Origin of the sequence: Sulfitobacter sabulilitoris, assembly GCF_005887615.1 — a bacterium.
Classification (GTDB): Bacteria; Pseudomonadota; Alphaproteobacteria; order Rhodobacterales; family Rhodobacteraceae; genus Sulfitobacter_E; species Sulfitobacter_E sabulilitoris.
This window is the reverse complement of sequence record NZ_VANS01000003.1, coordinates 373,862-392,054: the sequence shown is the minus strand read 5'-3', so window position 1 is coordinate 392,054 and position 18,193 is coordinate 373,862. Positions and strand designations below refer to the sequence as shown.

General features: G+C 64.5%; 23 protein-coding genes and 1 other RNA gene. 12 read left to right on the top strand and 12 right to left on the bottom strand.

Features of this window, described 5'->3' with window-relative positions; translation table 11 throughout:
* Positions 1 to 4: 4 nt before the first annotated feature.
* Together FDT80_RS14125 and FDT80_RS14120 are read right to left on the bottom strand one after the other, a co-directional pair.
* Positions 5 to 241, bottom strand: coding sequence for an acetyl-CoA carboxylase (locus FDT80_RS14125; RefSeq protein ID WP_138662939.1), 237 nt, complete (start codon positions 239 to 241; stop codon positions 5 to 7).
* A 26-nt stretch (positions 242 to 267) separates the two neighbouring features.
* Positions 268 to 1,044, bottom strand: coding sequence for a 5-oxoprolinase subunit PxpA (locus tag FDT80_RS14120; RefSeq protein WP_138662938.1), 777 nt, complete (start codon positions 1,042 to 1,044; stop codon positions 268 to 270).
* A 233-nt stretch (positions 1,045 to 1,277) separates the two neighbouring features.
* Here FDT80_RS14120 and FDT80_RS14115 point away from each other — a divergent pair, with 233 nt between their 5' ends.
* The 4 genes from FDT80_RS14115 to FDT80_RS14100 all read left to right on the top strand — a co-directional run bounded on the left by FDT80_RS14115 (position 1,278) and on the right by FDT80_RS14100 (position 4,107).
* Positions 1,278 to 2,198, top strand: a complete 921-nt coding sequence (locus FDT80_RS14115; RefSeq protein WP_246039961.1) for a LysR family transcriptional regulator — start codon at positions 1,278 to 1,280, stop codon at positions 2,196 to 2,198.
* A gap of 95 nt (positions 2,199 to 2,293) precedes the next feature.
* Positions 2,294 to 2,839, top strand: coding sequence for a biotin transporter BioY (locus FDT80_RS14110; RefSeq protein WP_138662937.1), 546 nt, complete (start codon positions 2,294 to 2,296; stop codon positions 2,837 to 2,839).
* Positions 2,840 to 2,851: 12 nt separating this feature from the next.
* A complete protein-coding gene (locus tag FDT80_RS14105; RefSeq protein WP_138662936.1) occupies positions 2,852 to 3,520 on the top strand; it encodes an energy-coupling factor ABC transporter ATP-binding protein in 669 nt (222 codons plus the stop codon).
* Positions 3,514 to 4,107 carry an energy-coupling factor transporter transmembrane component T family protein gene (locus FDT80_RS14100; protein ID WP_138662935.1) on the top strand — a complete coding sequence of 198 codons (594 nt, stop codon included), beginning with the start codon at positions 3,514 to 3,516 and terminating at the stop codon, positions 4,105 to 4,107. Before FDT80_RS14105 ends, FDT80_RS14100 begins: the two co-directional genes overlap by 7 nt.
* A 7-nt stretch (positions 4,108 to 4,114) precedes the next feature.
* On the opposite strand, the gene FDT80_RS14095 is transcribed toward FDT80_RS14100, so the two are convergent.
* Positions 4,115 to 5,527: a hypothetical protein gene (locus FDT80_RS14095; protein WP_138662934.1), complete on the bottom strand. Its 1,413-nt coding sequence runs from the start codon at positions 5,525 to 5,527 to the stop codon at positions 4,115 to 4,117.
* A 532-nt stretch (positions 5,528 to 6,059) separates the two neighbouring features.
* On the opposite strand from FDT80_RS14095, the gene FDT80_RS14090 reads away from it, so the two are divergent.
* From FDT80_RS14090 to FDT80_RS14065, 6 genes are all read left to right on the top strand, one after another.
* Positions 6,060 to 6,545 (top strand): curli assembly protein CsgF, encoded by a 486-nt coding sequence (locus tag FDT80_RS14090; RefSeq protein ID WP_212733859.1) that lies wholly within the window; start codon positions 6,060 to 6,062, stop codon positions 6,543 to 6,545.
* A gap of 53 nt (positions 6,546 to 6,598) precedes the next feature.
* Positions 6,599 to 7,663, top strand: coding sequence for a CsgG/HfaB family protein (locus FDT80_RS14085; RefSeq protein WP_138662933.1), 1,065 nt, complete (start codon positions 6,599 to 6,601; stop codon positions 7,661 to 7,663).
* 198 nt (positions 7,664 to 7,861) lie between these two features.
* Positions 7,862 to 8,368, top strand: a complete 507-nt coding sequence (locus FDT80_RS14080; protein WP_138662932.1) for a hypothetical protein — start codon at positions 7,862 to 7,864, stop codon at positions 8,366 to 8,368.
* Between the two features lie 39 nt (positions 8,369 to 8,407).
* Positions 8,408 to 9,043, top strand: a complete 636-nt coding sequence (locus FDT80_RS14075) for a type 2 periplasmic-binding domain-containing protein (protein WP_138662931.1) — start codon at positions 8,408 to 8,410, stop codon at positions 9,041 to 9,043.
* An 11-nt stretch (positions 9,044 to 9,054) separates the two neighbouring features.
* Complete coding sequence (gene csgH, locus FDT80_RS14070) at positions 9,055 to 9,432, top strand: curli-like amyloid fiber formation chaperone CsgH (RefSeq protein ID WP_138662930.1); 378 nt, start codon at positions 9,055 to 9,057, stop codon at positions 9,430 to 9,432.
* Between the two features lie 29 nt (positions 9,433 to 9,461).
* The gene (locus tag FDT80_RS14065) at positions 9,462 to 10,199 is read left to right on the top strand and encodes an SH3 domain-containing protein (protein ID WP_138662929.1); all 738 of its coding nucleotides are present in this window, start codon (positions 9,462 to 9,464) and stop codon (positions 10,197 to 10,199) included.
* Between the two features lie 35 nt (positions 10,200 to 10,234).
* On the opposite strand, the gene FDT80_RS14060 is transcribed toward FDT80_RS14065, so the two are convergent.
* From FDT80_RS14060 to FDT80_RS14040, 5 genes are all read right to left on the bottom strand, one after another.
* Positions 10,235 to 10,663, bottom strand: a complete 429-nt coding sequence (locus FDT80_RS14060) for a CAP domain-containing protein (RefSeq protein ID WP_246039960.1) — start codon at positions 10,661 to 10,663, stop codon at positions 10,235 to 10,237.
* Positions 10,660 to 12,000: an 8-oxoguanine deaminase gene (locus FDT80_RS14055; RefSeq protein ID WP_138662928.1), complete on the bottom strand. Its 1,341-nt coding sequence runs from the start codon at positions 11,998 to 12,000 to the stop codon at positions 10,660 to 10,662. Before FDT80_RS14055 ends, FDT80_RS14060 begins: the two co-directional genes overlap by 4 nt.
* Positions 11,997 to 12,806, bottom strand: a complete 810-nt coding sequence (hisN, locus tag FDT80_RS14050; protein ID WP_138662927.1) for a histidinol-phosphatase — start codon at positions 12,804 to 12,806, stop codon at positions 11,997 to 11,999. Before hisN ends, FDT80_RS14055 begins: the two co-directional genes overlap by 4 nt.
* A gap of 81 nt (positions 12,807 to 12,887) precedes the next feature.
* A complete protein-coding gene (locus FDT80_RS14045) occupies positions 12,888 to 13,259 on the bottom strand; it encodes a helix-turn-helix domain-containing protein (protein ID WP_138662926.1) in 372 nt (123 codons plus the stop codon).
* 509 nt (positions 13,260 to 13,768) lie between these two features.
* Positions 13,769 to 14,644, bottom strand: coding sequence for a LysR family transcriptional regulator (locus tag FDT80_RS14040; RefSeq protein WP_138662925.1), 876 nt, complete (start codon positions 14,642 to 14,644; stop codon positions 13,769 to 13,771).
* A 125-nt stretch (positions 14,645 to 14,769) separates the two neighbouring features.
* Between FDT80_RS14040 and FDT80_RS14035 the strand changes: the two genes are divergently transcribed.
* Positions 14,770 to 14,985, top strand: coding sequence for a DUF1127 domain-containing protein (locus FDT80_RS14035; protein ID WP_138662924.1), 216 nt, complete (start codon positions 14,770 to 14,772; stop codon positions 14,983 to 14,985).
* Positions 14,986 to 15,219: 234 nt separating this feature from the next.
* Entirely contained in the window at positions 15,220 to 15,996 is a 777-nt protein-coding gene (locus tag FDT80_RS14030) for a Bax inhibitor-1/YccA family protein (protein ID WP_138662923.1), read from the top strand.
* A gap of 81 nt (positions 15,997 to 16,077) precedes the next feature.
* On the opposite strand, the gene FDT80_RS14025 is transcribed toward FDT80_RS14030, so the two are convergent.
* The 4 genes from FDT80_RS14025 to FDT80_RS14010 form a co-directional block, all read right to left on the bottom strand.
* Positions 16,078 to 16,554, bottom strand: coding sequence for a GNAT family N-acetyltransferase (locus FDT80_RS14025; protein ID WP_138662922.1), 477 nt, complete (start codon positions 16,552 to 16,554; stop codon positions 16,078 to 16,080).
* A gap of 99 nt (positions 16,555 to 16,653) precedes the next feature.
* On the bottom strand, positions 16,654 to 16,821 hold the full coding sequence (gene rpmG, locus FDT80_RS14020) for a 50S ribosomal protein L33 (RefSeq protein WP_013961079.1): 168 nt from the start codon (positions 16,819 to 16,821) through the stop codon (positions 16,654 to 16,656).
* Between the two features lie 183 nt (positions 16,822 to 17,004).
* An RNA gene (rnpB, locus tag FDT80_RS14015) (RNase P RNA component class A) lies at positions 17,005 to 17,419 on the bottom strand.
* A gap of 73 nt (positions 17,420 to 17,492) precedes the next feature.
* Entirely contained in the window at positions 17,493 to 18,191 is a 699-nt protein-coding gene (locus FDT80_RS14010; RefSeq protein ID WP_246039959.1) for an N-acetylmuramoyl-L-alanine amidase, read from the bottom strand.
* Between the last annotated feature and the right edge of the window lie 2 nt (positions 18,192 to 18,193).

Below are 18,193 nucleotides of genomic sequence, written 5' to 3'. Positions count from 1 at the left end.
GCGATCAGTCCTCCAGCTCCGCCAGGACGGCGCCGGCGGTCACCGGCTTGCCATCCTCGGCCACGTAACGCGCAAAGGTGCCTGCGCTCTCGGCCTTGATCTCGACGAAGGTTTTCATCACCTCGACCAGCGCGATGGTGTCGCCCACCTCGACGCTGTCGCCCTTGACCTTGTAGGGGTCCTGGTCGGGCGCGGGTTTCATGTAGAATGTGCCGGGAAGGGAAGAGAGTATCTGAGCCATGTTGGCCTCCGTTCGGTGAAATGGGGTCAGGTGCCGATGACGGTCGCGGCGGGGGCTATCGTGATCCCCGCCTCCGTTAGGCCGTTGCGGATGGATTTGCCGATCTCCAGCGCGCCGGGCGTGTCGGAGTGAAAGCAGATGGATTCGAACGCGATGTCGATATCGACGCCGTCCACGGTGCTGACCTTGCCTTGGGTGCAGGCGCGCACGCATTTCTCGGCGATGGCCTCGGCGCTGGGGCGGGCCACCTTGCGCGCGAACACGATGGAGCCGCTCTTGTCATAGTCCCGGTCGGCGTAGAATTCGCGCACCACCGGATGACCGCTGCGCCGGGCGACCTCGTAGGTTTTCGAGACGCCCATGCAGAACAGGATCGTGTCGGGGCTCGACCTGGCCATCGTGTCAACCAGAAGCTGCGAGAGTTCCTCGTTGACCGCCGCCTCCATGTAGAGGGCGCCGTGGGGTTTGACGTGTTGCAGGCCGATCCCGTGCAGGCGGCCGAATTCGCGCAGTGCGCCGACCTGGTAGATGATGTCGTTGACCAGTTCGTCGGCGTTCATCTTCATGAAGCGACGCCCGAACCCTTGCAGGTCGCGGTAGGCGGGATGCGCCCCGAGGCCGACGCCGTGTTCCTGCGCCAGCCGCACGACCCGGTCCATCGTCATCGGATCGCCCGCATGGAAACCGGTCGCGACATTGGCCGAGGTGATCAGCGCCATGATCTCGTCGTCGGGTGCCTCGCTCAGCGTCCACTGGCCGAACCCTTCGCCCATGTCACAGTTCAGATCGACTTTTTCCAGCATTGCTTCATCCCCGCAGTTGGCCCGTCCAAAGCTTGGCCAGAGGATCACAAAGATATATGCAGATTGATATTTCTTATTTCCGCAGAAGCATTATCGGTTTTTCCGATACGGCGAGGGATAAAATATTATATAAGCTTTTCAGATTGTTGCGCCGAGATAATTCTCGTTATGCGTGAATTTCCGGCAGTTTACGAACGCAAAGATCAGTCAAAACAAGGGGAAAGGTCGCCCGCATGATGAACCTGCGACAGTTGAAGTATTTCATTGCAACGGCCGAGACCGGCCAGGTGAGTCGCGCCGCCAACGTGCTGTCGATCTCGCAATCCTCCGTGACGGGTGCGATCAAGGATCTTGAACATGAACTGGACGCGGAGCTGTTTCACCGCTCCTCCCAGGGGATGGAGCTGACCGAGCCGGGGCGCAAGCTGCTGGCCGCCGCGCAGGAGATCCTCGAAAAGGTCGATGCGGCGGGCAAGCTGACGCATCGGCAGGCCGAAGTGCAGGGCAGGATCTCCATCGCGGCGACCTATACGGTGATGGGGTATTTCCTGCCGTCGCATCTCGACCGGATCGCACAGCGGTTTCCCGGCCTCGACATCCGGCTGCACGAACTGAACCGCGAAAGCATCGAAGAAGGGCTGCTGTCGGACCGGTTCGACATGGCGCTGGTGCTGACCTCGAACCTCGCCAATCCCGATATCGAGACCGAGACGCTGTTTCGCTCGCCCCGGCGGCTATGGGTGCCGACGGGGCATGCGCTGTCCAAGGGGGGCAAGGCGCGGTTCGGGGCCATCGCGCAGGAGCCCTATATCATGCTGACCGTGGACGAGGCCGCGCATACGACGATGAAATACTGGAGCCAGACGGTCTATCGCCCCGATGTCATCCTGCGGACCACATCGGTCGAGGCGGTACGGTCGATGGTGGCGAACGGACAGGGTGTGACGATCCTGTCGGACATGGTCTATCGTCCCTGGTCGCTCGAGGGCAAACGGCTGGAGACCGTCAGCACCGACATCGAACCGCCGACGATGGACGTGGGTCTTGCGTGGCGCAAGGCCAGCGTATTCAGCGCGCCGATGCAGGTGATCCATGACTATTTCCTGCAAAGCTTTGCCGCGCCGCAGATGTCGCAGGCGTTTGGGCGCGGTTGAGGGTGCTGCGCTGCGGCGTCTTGCGGCCCGGCGGGGTTTGTGGATAGAACCCGCGCAACCCAACGCCATCCCCTTCCCCCCAAGGAGTTTCCCCCATGGACACCCGCGACACCGTTTTCATTGCCCTTTTTGCCGCGATCGTCGCCGCACTTGCCGTGTTTCCGCCGATCACATTGCCGGTGATTGCGGTGCCGATCACCGCACAGTCGCTGGGCGTCATGCTGGCGGGGGGCGTTCTTGGGGCGCGGCGCGGCGCGCTGGCGCTGGTGCTCTTTCTGGGGCTGGTGGCCATTGGGCTGCCGCTTCTGCCCGGCGGGCGCGGCGGATTCGGCGTGTTCCTGGGGCCGACGGGCGGCTTCTTGCTGGGCTGGATCGTGGCGGCCTTTGTCATCGGCGACCTGACCGAACGGTTCTGGACCCGGCTGAATTTTGCCGTGGCCTTTGCGATCTGCTTTGTCGGCGGCGTGGTGGTGCTTTATGCCATCGGCGTGCCCTGGGTGGCGGCGGTCGCGGATATTCCGCTGGGCACGGCGCTGACAGGGTCGCTGCCTTTCGTGCCGGGGGACCTCGTGAAATGCGCCATCGCCGCCGGGGTGATCGTGATGGCCAAGCGGTCCTACCCGATCATCGCGCAGCGCTGATCGCGCCGCGCGATGATCCGGCTGCGCGATGTTCACGTCGAAAAGGACGGCGTGCCGATCCTGCGGGGCATCGACCTTGACCTGACCCAGCACCGGATCGGCATCATCGGGCGCAACGGATCGGGCAAAAGCACGCTCGCGCGACTGCTGAACGGGATCGAGACGCCGACCCGCGGCACGGTCGAACTGGACGGGGCATGCGACCGCAAGGCGCTGCGCCGGGCCGTGGGCTTTGTGTTTCAGAACCCCGACAACCAGATCGTCTATCCCATCGTGGAGGAGGACCTTGCCTTCGGTCTCAAGAACCTCGGGCTGCCCAAGGCCGAGATCGCGGCGCGCATCGACGCGGTGCTGGAGCGCTTTGCCCTGACGCCGTTGCGCACCTGCCTGACCCATCAGCTGAGCGGCGGCGAAAAGCAGATGATCGCGCTGGCCGGGGTGCTGGTGATGGATCCGCGCATGATCGTGCTGGACGAGCCGACCACGCTGCTGGATCTGTGGAACAAACGCGCGTTCATGGCCGCCATCGACGCGCTGGCGCACCGGGTGGTCGTCGTGTCGCACGACCTTGACCTGCTGCGCGGGTTCGACCGTGTCGTGCATGTCGAAGACGGCGCGATCGTCGGGGATGGTTCGGCCGGCGCGGTGATCGACGACTACATCGCACGCTCGCAATGCTGACGGATCTGCATGTTCCGGGCGACAGCCCGCTGCACCGGGTGCGGCCGCTGGCCAAGATCCTGGGCCTGATGGGGCTGTGCACGGGCGTGTTTCTTGTCGACGCAGGCTGGCTGGTGGGCGCCCTTGGCGCAGTTGTGCTGGCGGGTTACGCGCTGGCCGGGCTGGCGGCGCGCCATGCCTGGGCTGCGCTGCGCCCTGCCCTGTGGGTGCTGGCGGCGATCTTTGCGGCGCAGGTCTGGATCGCGGGCCCCGCCGCCGCCGGATTCGTCGTGGGGCGCTTTGGCGTGCTGATCCTGGCCGCCGCATTGGTCACGCTGACCACCCGCAGCAGCGAGCTGGTCGATGGCATTCTTGCCGCATTGCACTTTGCCCCCCGCTGGGTGCCAAAACGGCGCATCGCGCTGGCGATTTCGCTGTGCCTGCGGTTCATCCCGCTGGTGCGGTCCGTCCTGGCCGAGATCCGGCAGGCGCAGCAGGCGCGCGGCCTGGATCGCAACCTCTCGGCGGTGCTGGTGCCGCTGGTCGTGCGCACCCTCAAGACCGCCGACGAGGTGGCGGAGGCGATCTACGCCCGCTCCTTCGATTAGCGCGGCGTCAGTTCTGGTAGATGCCCGCGCGGTTGTCAGAGCCGCTCTGGACCAGGTTGGCGATGTTTGCGTTGCTCGACTGCACGATCGCCGCCTGGTTGGCATTGCCGCTGATCACCGCGACGATCACGTTCGCCACCCCGGCCTGCGTTGCGGCGGTCAGGTTGTCGTTGCCCGTCACCGCGATGGCCATGTCGTTGCGGAAACCGGTCTGGCGAAAGACGCCGGGCGTCAGACCGCCGCGCGCCGCGACACCGGTAAACGGGCCGCCGGCGTTGTTGCGGTCGCCGGTGATGCCGAGCACGAAGTCATTGCTGCCGACCTGTTCGAGGTCGGCAAAGTTGTCGTCGCCCAGAACCGTCAGCGCCGCCGTGTTCTCGCCGCCCAGCCCGCTCAGGTAATCCTGCCGCACGCGCAGTGTGTTGGTGTCGCCCTCGATCCTGGCCAGCAGCGTGTTGGTGCCCTGCTGAAAGGCATAGACGCGGTTGTCGTCGCTGTCGCCGATCAGGTTCACCTCGGCGATGTTGGTCACGATCTGGTCGATGCCGATCTCGTTGCCGTCGCCTTCGATCACGGACATCTGGATGTTGTTCTCGGTTCCGTCCTGTCGCAGGCCAAGCTGGTTCTGGTTTCCGGTGATCGCCAGACGCCCCATGTCGTTCATCCGCCCGCCCTGCCGCAGGCCGAAGCGGTTGTCGTCGCCAATGATGCTGAGCACGATCTTGTTGCCATAGATGCCGGGATCGACCGTGTCGGCCTCTTGCAGGATCGAGCTGTCCGCGACGTTCGGCTCGCTGGCGAAGCCGGACAGGCGGATACCGCCGTTTCCCGCGCCGAGAATGGACACATCGATGAAATTGGACCCGTCGCGCCCGACGCTGTTGGACCGTTGCTCGATCCTGTCGATGACGTTGTCGCGCCCGGTCTGCACCACCGAAATCTGCTGCGGCGCCTGCCCGGCCTCCTGGATCTGGCGCACCGACCGGACGCTGTTGCGGTCGCCGGACTGTTGCGTGATCGACAGGGAATTGGCCCCGTTGACGACCGACCCCAGCGACGATTGCCGCACCGAACCGATCCGGTTCTCGTCGGACTGCTGCAGGATGACGATCGTGTTGAAGGTGTCGCGGTTGTTCAGGCGACCGAATTGAAACAGCCCCGTCCCGGTGACACCGACCGTGTTGTCGCGCCCGCGCTGCGTGATTTCGAGGTCGTTGTAGATTCCGTCCTGGACCAACGGCAGCGCGTCGGAACCGGCAAAGTTGCGCTGGCCGCTTTGGGTCAGCACGGCGGAGTTGTCGAGGCCGATCTGGTCGATGACGACATCGTTGTCGATGCTACTTTGCGCAGCCGCCATGGACGCGGCGCCGCCACAGGCTGTGATAACGGCGCACGACAGTGCAATGGAGCGAAAAAACATGATCGACCTCATTATTCAATTTCAAATCACCGGACCGAAAATCTTGGTCCCGAGGGCAGAATGGTCGTCCGACGTAAATCGCGCCCGACGCGATGGGCACACCGCGCGTCCGGGACATCCGTGCGACCGCCCAATTCCGGGGATCACTACGATCTTGATATGTCTGAGTAATTATTCCGAAATAAACAGTCCCCCACTTAGACTGGTACTGATTCAATTCGCAGGTGGCAAATGTTTTGCCGGATTTTGCCACATTTTAGCCTTGTTTCAATTCACGCGTGAAACGATGCTCACATTTCAGCCGCTTTCACGCCGGGATCGGAAACAATGACCGGGTTTGACCCGGCGACAAGGCTGCGTGGCGCAGGGGCAACAGGTCATTATTCAATGATTACCGACGTTTGCGTTTCAAGGAATTGATGTTATCCGACGGGCGGCTGCGGCATTTTTCGCGGCCCGATCCATTGTAGACGGACCTAATTTAAGCCGACAGTTCACGGGCGAAAACGCGACTGGCACAGATGAGGATGATATGTTTGATTTTTACACAGGCCTGAAAACAAGGCATTTTGGCGGAGCGATGTTGTGCCTTGTATTGAGCGGACCCGTCGGAGCGCAGGATCTCGTCTATACGCCCATCAATCCGTCCTTTGGCGGCAACCCGCTAAATTCCGGCCATCTTTTGTCGATCGCCAACGCACAACGTGACGCGACCGCGCGCGATGCCAACGACGGCACGGGCGGCGGGCTTTTCGGCGGCGAGGACGAAGCGACCGGCACGTCCGACGCGGACCTCTTCGTGCGCCAGCTCGAAGGGCGGCTCCTCTCCGCCTTGGCAGGACAGGTCACCGACGCGATCTTTGGCAACTCCCCGCAGGAGGCCGGGCTGGTGACGTTCGGCACCACCACGGTGCAGTTCAACCGCACCCTCGAAAGCATCACGTTGCTCATCACCGACTCGCTTGACGGAACGGTCACGGAAATCATCGTGCCGCAATTGGTCACGACAGGGTCGTAGTGCCGCCGCATCGTGACGACAGGTATTTTCGTGAATTTGTAAGGACGTAAGAAATGTTCAGTGGCCGTATTCTAAAAATGTTCACCGCAGGCAGCCTGATGCTGGGCCTGGGTGCATGCGCCGACATCAACGATCTGACCGAAAGCCAGTATCGCGCCGAATTCAGCATGATCACATCGCAAAACCGCGCCCTGCGCGAGGTTCCCGCGCCGCAGCGCCGCGTGACGGTGTCGGTCTATGATTTCCCCGACCTCACCGGCCAGTACGAGGAGCCGACCAACGTGCAGTCGTTGTCGCGGGCGGTCACACAGGGTGGCGCGCCAATGCTGATCAAGGCGCTTCAGGACGCGGGCGAGCGGCGGTGGTTTTCGGTTCTTGACCGCTCCAACCTCGAATCGTTGATCCGCGAACGCCAGATCGTCACCGAAATGCGCCGGATCTATCGCGGCGAACAGGATGTGAACCCCAACGCGCTGGCGCCGCTGGACCATTCGGGCATCATTTTGCAGGGCGGGATCATCGGCTATGACAGCAACACCGTGACCGGCGGCTTCGGGGCGCGCTACCTTGGCATCGGCGGCGATCGCAAGTGGAAACTGGACATGGTGACCGTGTCGCTGCGCGCGATCTCCACCGATTCCGGCGAGGTGCTGGCCAGCGTCGTGGTGCGCAAGCCCATCGCATCGGTGGCCGACCGCGGATCGATCTTCCGCTATGTGGCGCTGGATGAACTGCTTGAGGCCGAAGCCGGTATCGCCACCAACGAGCCGCGCCAGGTCGCGGTGGAGCAGGCCATCGAAAAAGCGGTGATGGCGCTGATCGCCGAAGGCACCGAGCTTGGCATCTGGTCGTTCGAGAACACGTCCGCCGGAAGCCAGTATGTCTCCAACTACCGGTTGCAGAAATATCAGGGCAACATCCCGAGCACGGCCCGGTCGATCCCGCGCCCCGACACCGCCAACCCGGCCCGCACGGTTGACACGCGCCCGATTCGCCGGTCCAGCGCCGCGCGGTCGACGGTGCAGGAACGTCAGTTGGCGCCGCGCCAGTCCGCGCCGCAGCCAGCCGCGCCGCCGCTGCCGCCCGTCGGGCCGGTGACCGGCGAAACCGTCGGTTAACCCACGCACAGCAGCCCTGACGATCACCTGACCAGAAGGCGGCCGCGGGCCGCCTTTTTCATGCGCGCCGCAGGGCGTGTTGCCACAATCGTGCCGCGTTCCGGTGCGAATGGCCACAAAGCCATCATCAATACGCCTGTTTCATGGGTCACTGTTCATCTGTCGCAATGACGACCGAGCAAGACCAATGAGGCATTTATGACCAATCATTTTCCCAAATCCCTTCAGGCGGCCAAATGGGCCATGACGCTGGCGGTGGCGCTGGCATCGCCAATGGCGCTGGCCGAGCCGGTGGCCCCGTCATCGGCGATCAACCCCGCCAACCTGCTCAGCATCGTCGATACCGGCACGGATAACCTTCTGTCGATCCTGCAGACGCCGGATCAGGGCCATGTGGCCACGATCACCATCGCCGGCAACCGCAATGGCGGCCTGCGCGAGGCGCCCCTGTCGGCAACCGATTGGTTCGGCCCGCTGACGCCCGGCCGGATCGAACAATCGGGCCGCGCGCAGACCGTGTCGCTCGCGGTCTTTGGCAATGACAACCTGTTTGCAGTGCGCCAGTCAGGGTCGATGAACATCGCGCAAGGCCGCATCACCGGCACGTCCAACCAAGCCAGCGTGGCGCAGGCGGGCCACGGCAACCGTGCCGTGTTCAGCCAGACCGGCCAGAACAATATGATAGTCATAAGCCAGAGCATGTGATACAAAATCGCCAATATTTTAGCAATTTTGGATAGTCACATGCTTCAGCGATCCGGTCTCACGTTTCTTGCCAGCGCAGCGGTTCTTTTGATGGCCGGCGCCAGTTTCGCGGACGGAAACAAACTGTTCATCACGCAAGACAGCAGCCTTGCCGGGGCGGTCGGCAACACGCTTTTCGTGGACCAGTCCCGCGCCGACGGATCGATCGTGTCCGGTGCCCTTGGGTCGACATCGACCTCCGCAACCCAGACCGGGCCCGGCAACGCCGCCGATATCCGGATCAGCGGGTCTCAGGGTCAGGTCGCCCTGAACCAGACGTCCTCGGTGTACCTGCCCCAGAACGGCAACAGCGCCAACGTCGATCTGGGTGGCTTGCTGGCGACGGGGGTCATCACGCAGACCGGAATTTCCAACAGCGGCGGCATCACCGTCGATGGCCTCCGGGCCTCTGGTCTTCTCGAACAGACCGGCAACGGAAACGTCGGATCGGTCGAGGTTTCGGGCACCGATGCGTTCGGACGCCTTGTGCAGACCGGGAACAACAACAACACCGGCCTTGTCGTCACCGGGGCCAACACGAATGTCACGCTGACGCAGACCGGCAGCAACATCACCGCCGCCCCGACGGTCGCATCGAACGGCGGCACTGTGATTATCAACCAGTTCAGCAACTGAAGGACCGCCCGATGACGCGTTCCGCGATCCTCGGCCTGTTTGCCGCGGCGGCCCTTGGGGCGGCCACGCCTGCCGATGCGGCGCCCCTGGCCCTTGCAGATATCGACATCCGTCCCGCCGGCGGCGCGCTGGAAATCTCGGGCCGGGTGCGGGGGATGGACGCCGGCAAGGTCACGGCCAGACTGGAAATCGACAAATCCGACAGCGCCGGGCGCACAAGAACCAGCCAGAGCCGCGATATTTCCGTCACTGCGGGCAGCGAGGATATCGTCGCCACCACCACACTGTCCGCACAACCGGATCTGTCGCTGACGGTCACCTTGACGCTGGTGTCGCAGGGCGTCGAAATCGGATCGGCAAGCACCACGGTCATGCCCGCGACGAAATAATTCTTTGACTTCAAGACAGGACGACATTCATGACTAAATCATTGCGCGCGCTTGCGTTTCTATGTGCCGGGATCGCGGTTTCCACCCCTGCGTTCGCCCAGTCGGAAAGCGATTTCATCGAGGCGTTTTCGGGCGAATGGTACGTCTTTGACGCCGCGATGCGCGATGGCAGCCAGACCTGCAAACTGAACCTGAACGCGGATGCGACCGACAGCGCCCCCACCGCCAGCACCGCCGGCTGCGCCATGCCGCTTGATACCGTTTCGACGTGGTCGATCGACGAAGGGCGCATCATTCTGGCCGCCGAGGGTGGCGAGATCGCCGTGTTGGGCGGCAACCAGTTCCGCGTGACCGGTGATTTCAGTCAGAGCGGCGACAGCCTTGTGGTCGAGCGTGCGCAGGGCGACGGCAACAGCGTCAAGATCGCGGCGGCATTGCGCAAGCATCGGTGTTTCTATCTTGGCTTCACGCAGGACTGCGCGGATCAATCCGATCTTGGCCTGCCCGAGATCGACGCCGACGCGGGCTTTGCCGAGGTCACGACGCTGGCGACGTTGAACGCCCGCGCGCAACCGCGGCGCGACGCCCCGATCCTTGGCAGCATCGCCGCCGGAACCAACGTGCGTGTGAACCAGTGCCTGTCCACATCCGACGGGCCATGGTGCCGCGCGCGGTTCGGTGACGGCACCGTGTGGCTGGCCATGACGGCGTTGCGGCAGGAAGAATGGCCCATCGTGACCTACACGCCTGCGGACGCCGCCGACTGATCAGCGATGCACCCGGCCCGGAGTATGGGGCGCGTTCAGCATCCCGGCGCCGCCAGGATCATGACCCAAACCCGCCCCGCCCCTTGGGCTAGCGCGAATTGCGTGACATCCCGGTTGCGCAGGTTGCGGCGATGGCCGGGCGACGCGATCCAGGCCTGCATCACAGCGGCAAGGTCGCGCTGGCCCTTGGCGATGTTTTCGGCCACCACGCACCAGCCGTAACCCTGCGCCGCAACACGGCTGCCCACGGTCGAACCGTCCGCACCGTCATGCGAAAAATACCCGCGCCGCGCCATGTCGTCGGCATGGGCCTGTGCGGCACGGTCCAGCGCCGTGGAATAGGACAGCGGCGCGCGCCCCTGCTGTGCACGGTAGCCGTTCACCGCGGACAGGGCGGCGCGATCGGCCACGGCCATCGCCGGCAGGCAGGCCCAGAGCGCCAAGGCCAGGGCAAGACGGGTCACAGGGTGGTTCGAAGGTCGCGCGCCATGGCATTTTGTCGGGCAATCAGGGCGGCCATGTCAACGGTGGCCACCTGTCCGTCCGCGACAATCCGCCGTCCCTCCACCAGCAGATCGCGCACCGTCGTCGGGCCCGCCAGAAGCAGCGCCGCGGGATCCCAGCTGCCCGCGCTTTCGATGCCGCGCACATCCCAGATCGCGATGTCGCCGCGTGCGCCGATGCTGATCCGGCCGCAGTCGGGCCGCCCCAGCAGGTCCGCCCCGCCCCGCGTCGCAAGCTCGAGGGCGGCGCGCGCGCCCATCGCGTCGGCCCCCAGCGCCACGCGCTGCAGCAGCATCGCCTGGCGCGCCTCTGCCATCAGGTTGCCCGCGTCGTTGCTGGCCGATCCATCGACCCCAAGGCCGACGCGCACGCCAGCACGCTGCATCGCCTGCACCGGGGCAATCCCGCTGCCCAGGCGGCAGTTGGAGCAGGGACAATGCGCGACGCCGGTTCCCGTCGCCGCAAACAGCGCGATTTCATCCGGAGCCAGCTTGACGCAATGGGCATGCCAGACATCGCGCCCGACCCAGCCCAGGCTTTCGGCGTATTGCCCCGGACGGCAGCCGAATTGCGCCAGCGAATAGGCGACGTCCTCGTCGTTTTCGGCCAAGTGGGTGTGCATCATCACCCCCTTGTCCCGCGCCAGCAGGGCGGAGTCGCGCATCAGATCGGGGCTGACCGAAAAGGGCGAACAGGGTGCCACACCCACGCGGCACATCGCCCCCTCGGCGGGATCGTGAAACGCGTCGATCACGCGCAGGCAGTCGTCGAGGATCGCGGTTTCGGATTCGACGAGCGCATCCGGGGGCAGGCCGCCGTTCGAGACACCGATGCTCATCGCGCCACGCGTCGGATGGAATCGCAGGCCCAGTTCGGCGGCGGCGTGAATCGTGTCCTCGAGCCGGACAGCGCCGGGATAGAGATAGAGGTGATCGGCGCTGAGGCTGCACCCCGACAACGCGAGTTCCGCCAATCCCACCTGCGCCGAGGTGTGCACATGATCGGGCGTGAACCGCGCCCAGATCGGGTAGAGCGCCTTGAGCCACCCGAACAAGAGCGCGTCCTGCCCGCCGGGCACCGCGCGCGTGAGCGATTGAAAGAGGTGGTGATGGGTGTTGACCAGCCCCGGCGTGACGATGCAGCCCGCCGCGTCGATCACGTCGCCGGTGGTGGCAAGCCCAGCGCCCACGCCCGCGATCGCGCCATCGCGGATCAGCACGTCGGCGCCCGCCAGTTCGCGGCGGCTGTCGTCCATCGTCAGCAGGGTGTCCGCGCCGCGGATCAGGGTTTCGGTCATGTCAGGCTGGATTGCAGCAACGCCAGCGCCTGCGCATGGATCTGGCGGTTTGCCGCGGCGATAGCGCGACCGCCCTCATGCGCCGGGCCGCCCTGCCAATCCGTCACGATCCCGCCCGCGGCCTCGATCAGGGCGATGGGCGCCTGGATGTCGTAGGCGTTCAGTCCCGCCTCGATCACCAGGTCGATCTGGCCGGACGCCAGCAGCGCATAGGCGTAGCAATCCATGCCATAGCGGGTCAGCCGCGCCCGGGCGGCGACGGCGTGAAAGGCGCGGCCATCCTCCGCCGTGCCGACCTCGGGGAATGTGGTGAAGAGGGTCGCGTCGCCCAGATCGCGGGCGGCGCGGGTCGTGATCGGGCCGTGGCCGCGCGGGCCGGTCAGATGCGCGGCCCCCGAATGCCCGACGAACCGTTCGCCGATATAGGGCTGATCGATCATGCCATAGACCGGCCCGGACGCATCCGACAACGCGATCAGCACCCCCCACGTCGGTGTGCCGGACACAAAGCCGCGTGTCCCGTCGATCGGGTCCAGCACCCAGGTGTAGCCGCTGGTGCCGGGGCTGTGGCCGAATTCCTCGCCCACGATCGCGTCGTCGGGCCGATACCGCGCCAGCACGGCGCGCATGGCTTTTTCACCCGCGCGATCCGCTTGGGTGACGGGGTCGTACCCGGTGTCGAGCTTGTTGTCGGCGGCAAGCGTGGCGTGGCGAAACCACGGCAGGATCGCCTCGCGGGCAGCATCGGCCATCGCCTGCGCCACGCGGTCGATATCGGGGGGAAATTGTCGTGTGAGACTGGACATAACGACGCATGCCATGTTCGGCACAACGTCGCAAGTCACATCGCGGCAGTGGTGCCGACGCCGGGGAGCACCGCCGCGTCTTTAGGCGACGTCGCTCAGAACGCGGGCCAATTCGAACAGGCGTCGGCGCTGATGTTCGGGAATGGCATAGTACGACCGCACGAGGTCCATCGCCTCCTTGTCGGCCATCGTGTCCATCGGCAGGTCCGACGACGGCGCGGGCCCCTTGCCTTCGGCTTTCAACCCCTCGAAAAAGAACGCCACATCCACCGAAAGCGCATCGGCAATATCCCAAAGACGCGACGCGCTGACCCGGTTCGCCCCGGTTTCGTACTTCTGAATCTGCTGGAACTTGATCCCGACCATCTCAGCAAGCTTTTGCTGGGTCATGCCGATCAGCCATCGACGCTGACGAATGCGCTGTCCAACATGAACATCCACCTCATGGGCCATGATACGGTTTCCTTTTTGTCGTGCCGTGATGGCCAGCGTGAAATTACGCGTCATCGGTCGGCCAGATAATTCTTTGTAGCCCTGAAATTTGCGGCCAAGACCAATGTACGGGAACCATGGAATCGATCAACCGCTAATAAAACAAAGCGCTTCAACCTCAGGGCGACATGCGCGAAGGCAGGTCATCACAGAACCATGAAATCAACGGGCGGTGTCATGTTCGACCAATCCAGAGAGTCCGTTTACCAATTTCTAGATGATCGCACATTTCCGGACCGGAATCAACTTAGGATTGTTTTTCAATGCGTTGGTCTCCGCGCGCCGCCGGGCGCGGGGTCGTGTGATTCTCTGACCGGGTCCGGTAGCGCACCCCGACCCCGCGCGATGATCCCCGTCTGCGGCACGGCAAGACATCGGTCGGCCAATTGCCGCCGATACGGAGCGGGGCCTGGTCAACTTTGTGAAAATGCACGCATTGCGGGACTCCTGCGCGCGCCACGCCGGCGTGCTCAGCCCGCCTTGAGCCGGCTGACCCCGGCACCCGCAAAGGCGCGGCGCAGGAAATCCGCCAACGTGTCGGTCACCACCCCGCGCGAGGTCTGCGCGCCGTAGAGGTTGATGTGCTGAAGCGGCAGATCCGGCAAGGCGCCGTTGTGGTCGATCCGCTCAAGGTGTGGCGGTTCGGTGCCTTCGATCATCGTGTGCACGGCCAGATCCGCGCTGACCGTGGCCTCGACGGTGCGGTCTGATTCCGTCTCGACCGCCATGTCCCACGAGATTCCGGCGGCCTCCAGCGCCTCGACCACCTTGGGCCGGAACGTGCAATAGCGGCAAAACGCCAGCCGCAACGGACGCTGCCGCCATGCGGTGCCGCCCGGCGCGCCGATCCAGCACAGCGGACGCAGGGCCAGTGTTTCCGCCTCGGGGGCGGCGTCGGTTTCGGTGGTCAGGATCAGGTCGCATTCGCCGCGCGCGAACTGGTCGCGCAGCGCCCGTGTGTAGGACGACACCAGATGCACGCGCACCCGCGGGAACGCCGCGTTGAATTGCTTGAGAACCTGGGGAATCGACGGATAGACGATGTCATGCGGCACGCCGAGGGTGATTTCGCCCTCGTAGGCCTGATCGGTCAACTTGGCGATCACCTCGTCGTTCAGGGCCACCATACGGCGGGCATAGACCAGCAACTGCTCGCCGTTGGCAGTCAGGGCGATGCCCCGCCCCGACCGGTCCAGCAGATCGAGGCCCAATGTCTCCTCCAACCGCTTGAGTTGCATCGACACGGCCGACTGCGTCAGGTGCAAGAACCCGGCGGCGCGGGTCACGCCCCCGGAATCGGCAACCGCCATGAAAGAGCGCAGCGTCGTCACGTCCAGATTTCGCATATCACCACCCGGAATGTAAAAGGTCACAAATATTCGTTTTTGTAATAGATCACAGACCGCCATATACATCAAGCAATTTGATGAAAAGTGCATCACGCATCACACCTCACCATAGGAGACGCCCCATGGCCCTGCTTGACCTATTCGCCCGCCCCACCCGCCTTGTGCATCCTGCCGTCCCTGCGCTGTCCTTGTCGCAGCGGCTGGCGCTGTGGCGGTCGCGCCGCGCGCTGGCCCGTCTGGACGCCACGGCGCTCGATGACATCGGCGTGACCGCCGCACAGGCCAAGGCCGAAGCCAGCCGACCCTTCTGGGACGCGCCGCAGACCTGGACGCGCTGATCCGCGCGGCATCGCGCCGCCAGTGGCAAACCGGCGTGATCGTTTGCAAAAAACGCATTTGTCAGCAGCGTTTCGCCGCTTTGGCGTCCGGCGCACGGGCCCGGAATCGCTTTTCGGCGGCCTGCGGCGCTTTGCGCAGTGAAAACCCTTGAAATGACGCGGAGAGACCCCGATATTCAACTCGAGCGCAGTAGGCTTGTCTGCTGCGCACTGGTTTTCTATTGGAGGTTCTAGATGGCAGACGTGAATACAATCCGGACAACGGCCGGATCCCGCGCCGCCCAGATTGACGAGGGTCTGCGCGCCCACATGAACAAGGTCTACGGCACGATGTCCGTGGGCATGCTGATCACCTTTGCCGCCGCCTGGGCGATTTCCGGCCTTGCGGTGACGACCGATCCCGCGCTGGCCGCGGCACAGATCGGCAGCGACAAATACCTGACCAGCCTTGGCGCGGCGCTTTATATGTCGCCGCTCAAGTGGGTGGTAATGTTCGCGCCGCTGGCCTTCGTGTTCGGCCTTGGTGCAGGCATCAACCGCATTTCGGCGGCGACCGCACAGTTGCTGTTCTATGTGTTTGCAGCCGTGATGGGCATCTCGATCAGCTCGATCTTCCTGGTGTTTACCGGCTATTCGATCGCGCAGATCTTCCTGATCACGTCGATCGCCTTCGCCAGCCTGTCGCTGTGGGGCTACACCACGAAAAAAGACATCTCGGGCTGGGGCAGCTTCCTGATCATGGGTGTTGTCGGCCTGATCGTCGCATCGATCGTCAACATCTTCCTGGGCTCGCCCGCGATCATGTTCGCGATCTCGGCTCTTGGTGTGCTGATCTTTGCCGGTCTGACCGCCTATGACACGCAGCAGATCAAGAACGAGTATCTGGCGCATGCCGGTCAGGGTGACACGGAGTGGCTTGGCAAGTCCGCGATCATGGGGTCGCTGCGGCTCTACCTGGACTTCATCAACATGTTCATGATGCTGCTGCAACTGTTCGGCAATCGCGAATAAGCGGCACAGCCCGCAACACGTCTCGTGGCCGGCTCCTGAAAGGGGGCCGGTTTTTTTTGTGGCCCGCCGACCCGACACCGTTCAGAGCGCACGGATCATCCGCACCGAGGGAAAGACGATGCCCGCCCGCAACGGCACGTTGAGGGGCCCGCAGGTCTCGAATCCCAGTGCGGCATAGAAGGGCACGGCGGTGCGGGTGGACCAGCATTCAAGCACGGCAGCGCCCCCCGCGCGGGCCTGCGCGGCGCATCGCGTGACGATGCGGCGCGCAATGCCCCGGCGCTGCTCACGGTCATCCACGACAAGGTGCCGGATATGCGCCCTGGCGCCGTCCGCTGCGTCTGGCGTCCAGCCGCCTGCGCCAAGGATCCGGCCCTCCTCCTCGACCACGTAGTGGGTGCCGCAGCGCAACAAAGCGGGCTGTGCGCGGCTGATGAGGGGCAGTGCGGTGACCAGGACCGACGGCGGATAATCGGCCTTGAGCAGCCGCGGATAGACCCGCGCCAGAAGGGCGTCGACGGCGGCCAGATCGGCAAGGGTCGATGCGCGTATCTGCATCGGGCGGGTCTGCTCCTGCGCGGGGTGTTCGGGTGGCGGCAAAACGCAAAAGGCCGCGCGTGATGCGCGGCCTTTCGGTGTCTGCGGCAGAAGGCGATCTTACTTGATCTTGCCTTCCTTGTATTCGACATGCTTGCGCGCAACGGGGTCATATTTCCGGATGACCATCTTTTCGGTCATGGTGCGCGCGTTCTTTTTGGTGACGTAGAAATGGCCTGTGCCCGCGGACGAGTTCAGACGGATCTTGATCGTGGTTGGCTTCGCCATGGTACTTCTCCTGAAACAAGCATGACCCCGCGCCGGGGTGGCTCGTGAAATCCTGAGTTTTGGGTTCTAGTGATGTGTGGTGCCGAGTCAACCGCAATTTGACGGCCTTCGCCCCCTGTAGCCGGAATTTCTGAAAATTCCGGTCCGTTTTCTTCGAAGGAAAACCGCACCGGACGGCCATGAACGCGCGGAAGGCCTGTAAGCCGGATTCTGTCCCGGGGTTGCCCCCATCGATGACCATTCCTCTGACCGCGCAGTTGCCTGCGCGGCTGTAGCTGCCAACCCGGACCTGCTGGGGCAGAAGCGGCCCTGCCCCGCCTTGCGGCGGCGCGCGCGGTCCCTATTTGGCATTGCTCCCGGTGGGGCTTGCCGTGCCGCCCCTGTTGCCAGCGGCGCGGTGGGCTCTTACCCCACCGTTTCACCCTTACCTGCCGCGTGGTTTCGGTTGCCCGACCTTTCGCGACCGGCGGTTTCATTTCTGTGGCGCTGTCCGTCGGGTTGCCCCGCCCGGGTGTTACCCGGCACCGTATCTTCCTGGAGTCCGGACTTTCCTCGACCTTCGGGTTGCCCCGGCGACCGCGGTCATCCAGCCTTCCGCGCACCGATGCAAATGGGCCCTAATGGCCGCAACGTCAATGGGGGTCTGTCGCCAATGGGCCGGGGGCGGACGGTCACGGGGCGGTATCCGGCTGCGCGCCGTGCCGCAGCCCGTGGTGGAGCGCGAAATCGGCAGGCTGCAACGGCCCGCTGCGCCAGGGCGCAAAGCGCAGCCGCGTGGCGCTTAGCAGCGTCCGGGTGTCGACTTCGGCGGGAAAGCCAAGGTCGCGCGCAGCGGCGTGAAAGGCATCGACCGTGATCTCGCCCGGTGCGGCCGCTGGCCCGGCCGCGTGGCCCGCAAGCCCCTGCCGTGCAAGGCGCGCCCAATCGAACCGCGGACCGGGATCGGCCTTGCGGCCCGGCGCCATATCCGAATGTCCGATCACCCCCTCGGGCGGGATTCGCCAGCGCGCCATGATGCCCCGCAAAAGCCATTCGAGCGCGGCCATCTGGGGCGCGGCAAAGGGATGCGTCCCGCGATTGTCGAGCTCGATCCCGATGGACCGCGAGTTGACGTCGCCCTGCCCGGCCCAGGACCCTGCCCCGGCGTGCCACGCGCGCTGCGCCTCATCCACCAACTGCGTCACACCGCCGTCGCCAGCGACCAGGTAATGCGCCGAGACCTCCGTCGCGGGATCGCACAGCCGGTCGCAGGCCGCCTCGGCACTGTCCATCGCGGTGTAGTGGATCACGATCAGGCTGGGGCAAAGCCCGTCACGGCGCGGACCGAAATTCGGCGAGGGCCGCTGGCGGATCACTCTGCCGGCCGGCACGA

Bases quoted from the DNA above. Each gene is read 5' to 3' on its own strand.
- FDT80_RS14085 (WP_138662933.1), top strand. From the start codon at position 6,599: ATGTTCAGTGGCCGTATTCTAAAAATGTTCACCGCAGGCAGCCTGATG.
- FDT80_RS14040 (WP_138662925.1), bottom strand. From the start codon at position 14,644: ATGCGAAATCTGGACGTGACGACGCTGCGCTCTTTCATGGCGGTTGCC.
- FDT80_RS14115 (WP_246039961.1), top strand. From the start codon at position 1,278: ATGATGAACCTGCGACAGTTGAAGTATTTCATTGCAACGGCCGAGACC.
- FDT80_RS14110 (WP_138662937.1), top strand. From the start codon at position 2,294: ATGGACACCCGCGACACCGTTTTCATTGCCCTTTTTGCCGCGATCGTC.
- FDT80_RS14120 (WP_138662938.1), bottom strand. From the start codon at position 1,044: ATGCTGGAAAAAGTCGATCTGAACTGTGACATGGGCGAAGGGTTCGGC.
- FDT80_RS14090 (WP_212733859.1), top strand. From the start codon at position 6,060: ATGTTTGATTTTTACACAGGCCTGAAAACAAGGCATTTTGGCGGAGCG.
- rpmG (WP_013961079.1), bottom strand. From the start codon at position 16,821: ATGGCGAAGCCAACCACGATCAAGATCCGTCTGAACTCGTCCGCGGGC.
- FDT80_RS14035 (WP_138662924.1), top strand. From the start codon at position 14,770: ATGGCCCTGCTTGACCTATTCGCCCGCCCCACCCGCCTTGTGCATCCT.
- FDT80_RS14080 (WP_138662932.1), top strand. From the start codon at position 7,862: ATGACCAATCATTTTCCCAAATCCCTTCAGGCGGCCAAATGGGCCATG.
- FDT80_RS14075 (WP_138662931.1), top strand. From the start codon at position 8,408: ATGCTTCAGCGATCCGGTCTCACGTTTCTTGCCAGCGCAGCGGTTCTT.
- FDT80_RS14065 (WP_138662929.1), top strand. From the start codon at position 9,462: ATGACTAAATCATTGCGCGCGCTTGCGTTTCTATGTGCCGGGATCGCG.
- FDT80_RS14055 (WP_138662928.1), bottom strand. From the start codon at position 12,000: ATGACCGAAACCCTGATCCGCGGCGCGGACACCCTGCTGACGATGGAC.
- FDT80_RS14125 (WP_138662939.1), bottom strand. From the start codon at position 241: ATGGCTCAGATACTCTCTTCCCTTCCCGGCACATTCTACATGAAACCC.
- hisN (WP_138662927.1), bottom strand. From the start codon at position 12,806: ATGTCCAGTCTCACACGACAATTTCCCCCCGATATCGACCGCGTGGCG.
- FDT80_RS14100 (WP_138662935.1), top strand. From the start codon at position 3,514: ATGCTGACGGATCTGCATGTTCCGGGCGACAGCCCGCTGCACCGGGTG.
- FDT80_RS14045 (WP_138662926.1), bottom strand. From the start codon at position 13,259: ATGGCCCATGAGGTGGATGTTCATGTTGGACAGCGCATTCGTCAGCGT.
- FDT80_RS14095 (WP_138662934.1), bottom strand. From the start codon at position 5,527: ATGTTTTTTCGCTCCATTGCACTGTCGTGCGCCGTTATCACAGCCTGT.
- csgH (WP_138662930.1), top strand. From the start codon at position 9,055: ATGACGCGTTCCGCGATCCTCGGCCTGTTTGCCGCGGCGGCCCTTGGG.
- FDT80_RS14030 (WP_138662923.1), top strand. From the start codon at position 15,220: ATGGCAGACGTGAATACAATCCGGACAACGGCCGGATCCCGCGCCGCC.
- FDT80_RS14025 (WP_138662922.1), bottom strand. From the start codon at position 16,554: ATGCAGATACGCGCATCGACCCTTGCCGATCTGGCCGCCGTCGACGCC.
- FDT80_RS14105 (WP_138662936.1), top strand. From the start codon at position 2,852: ATGATCCGGCTGCGCGATGTTCACGTCGAAAAGGACGGCGTGCCGATC.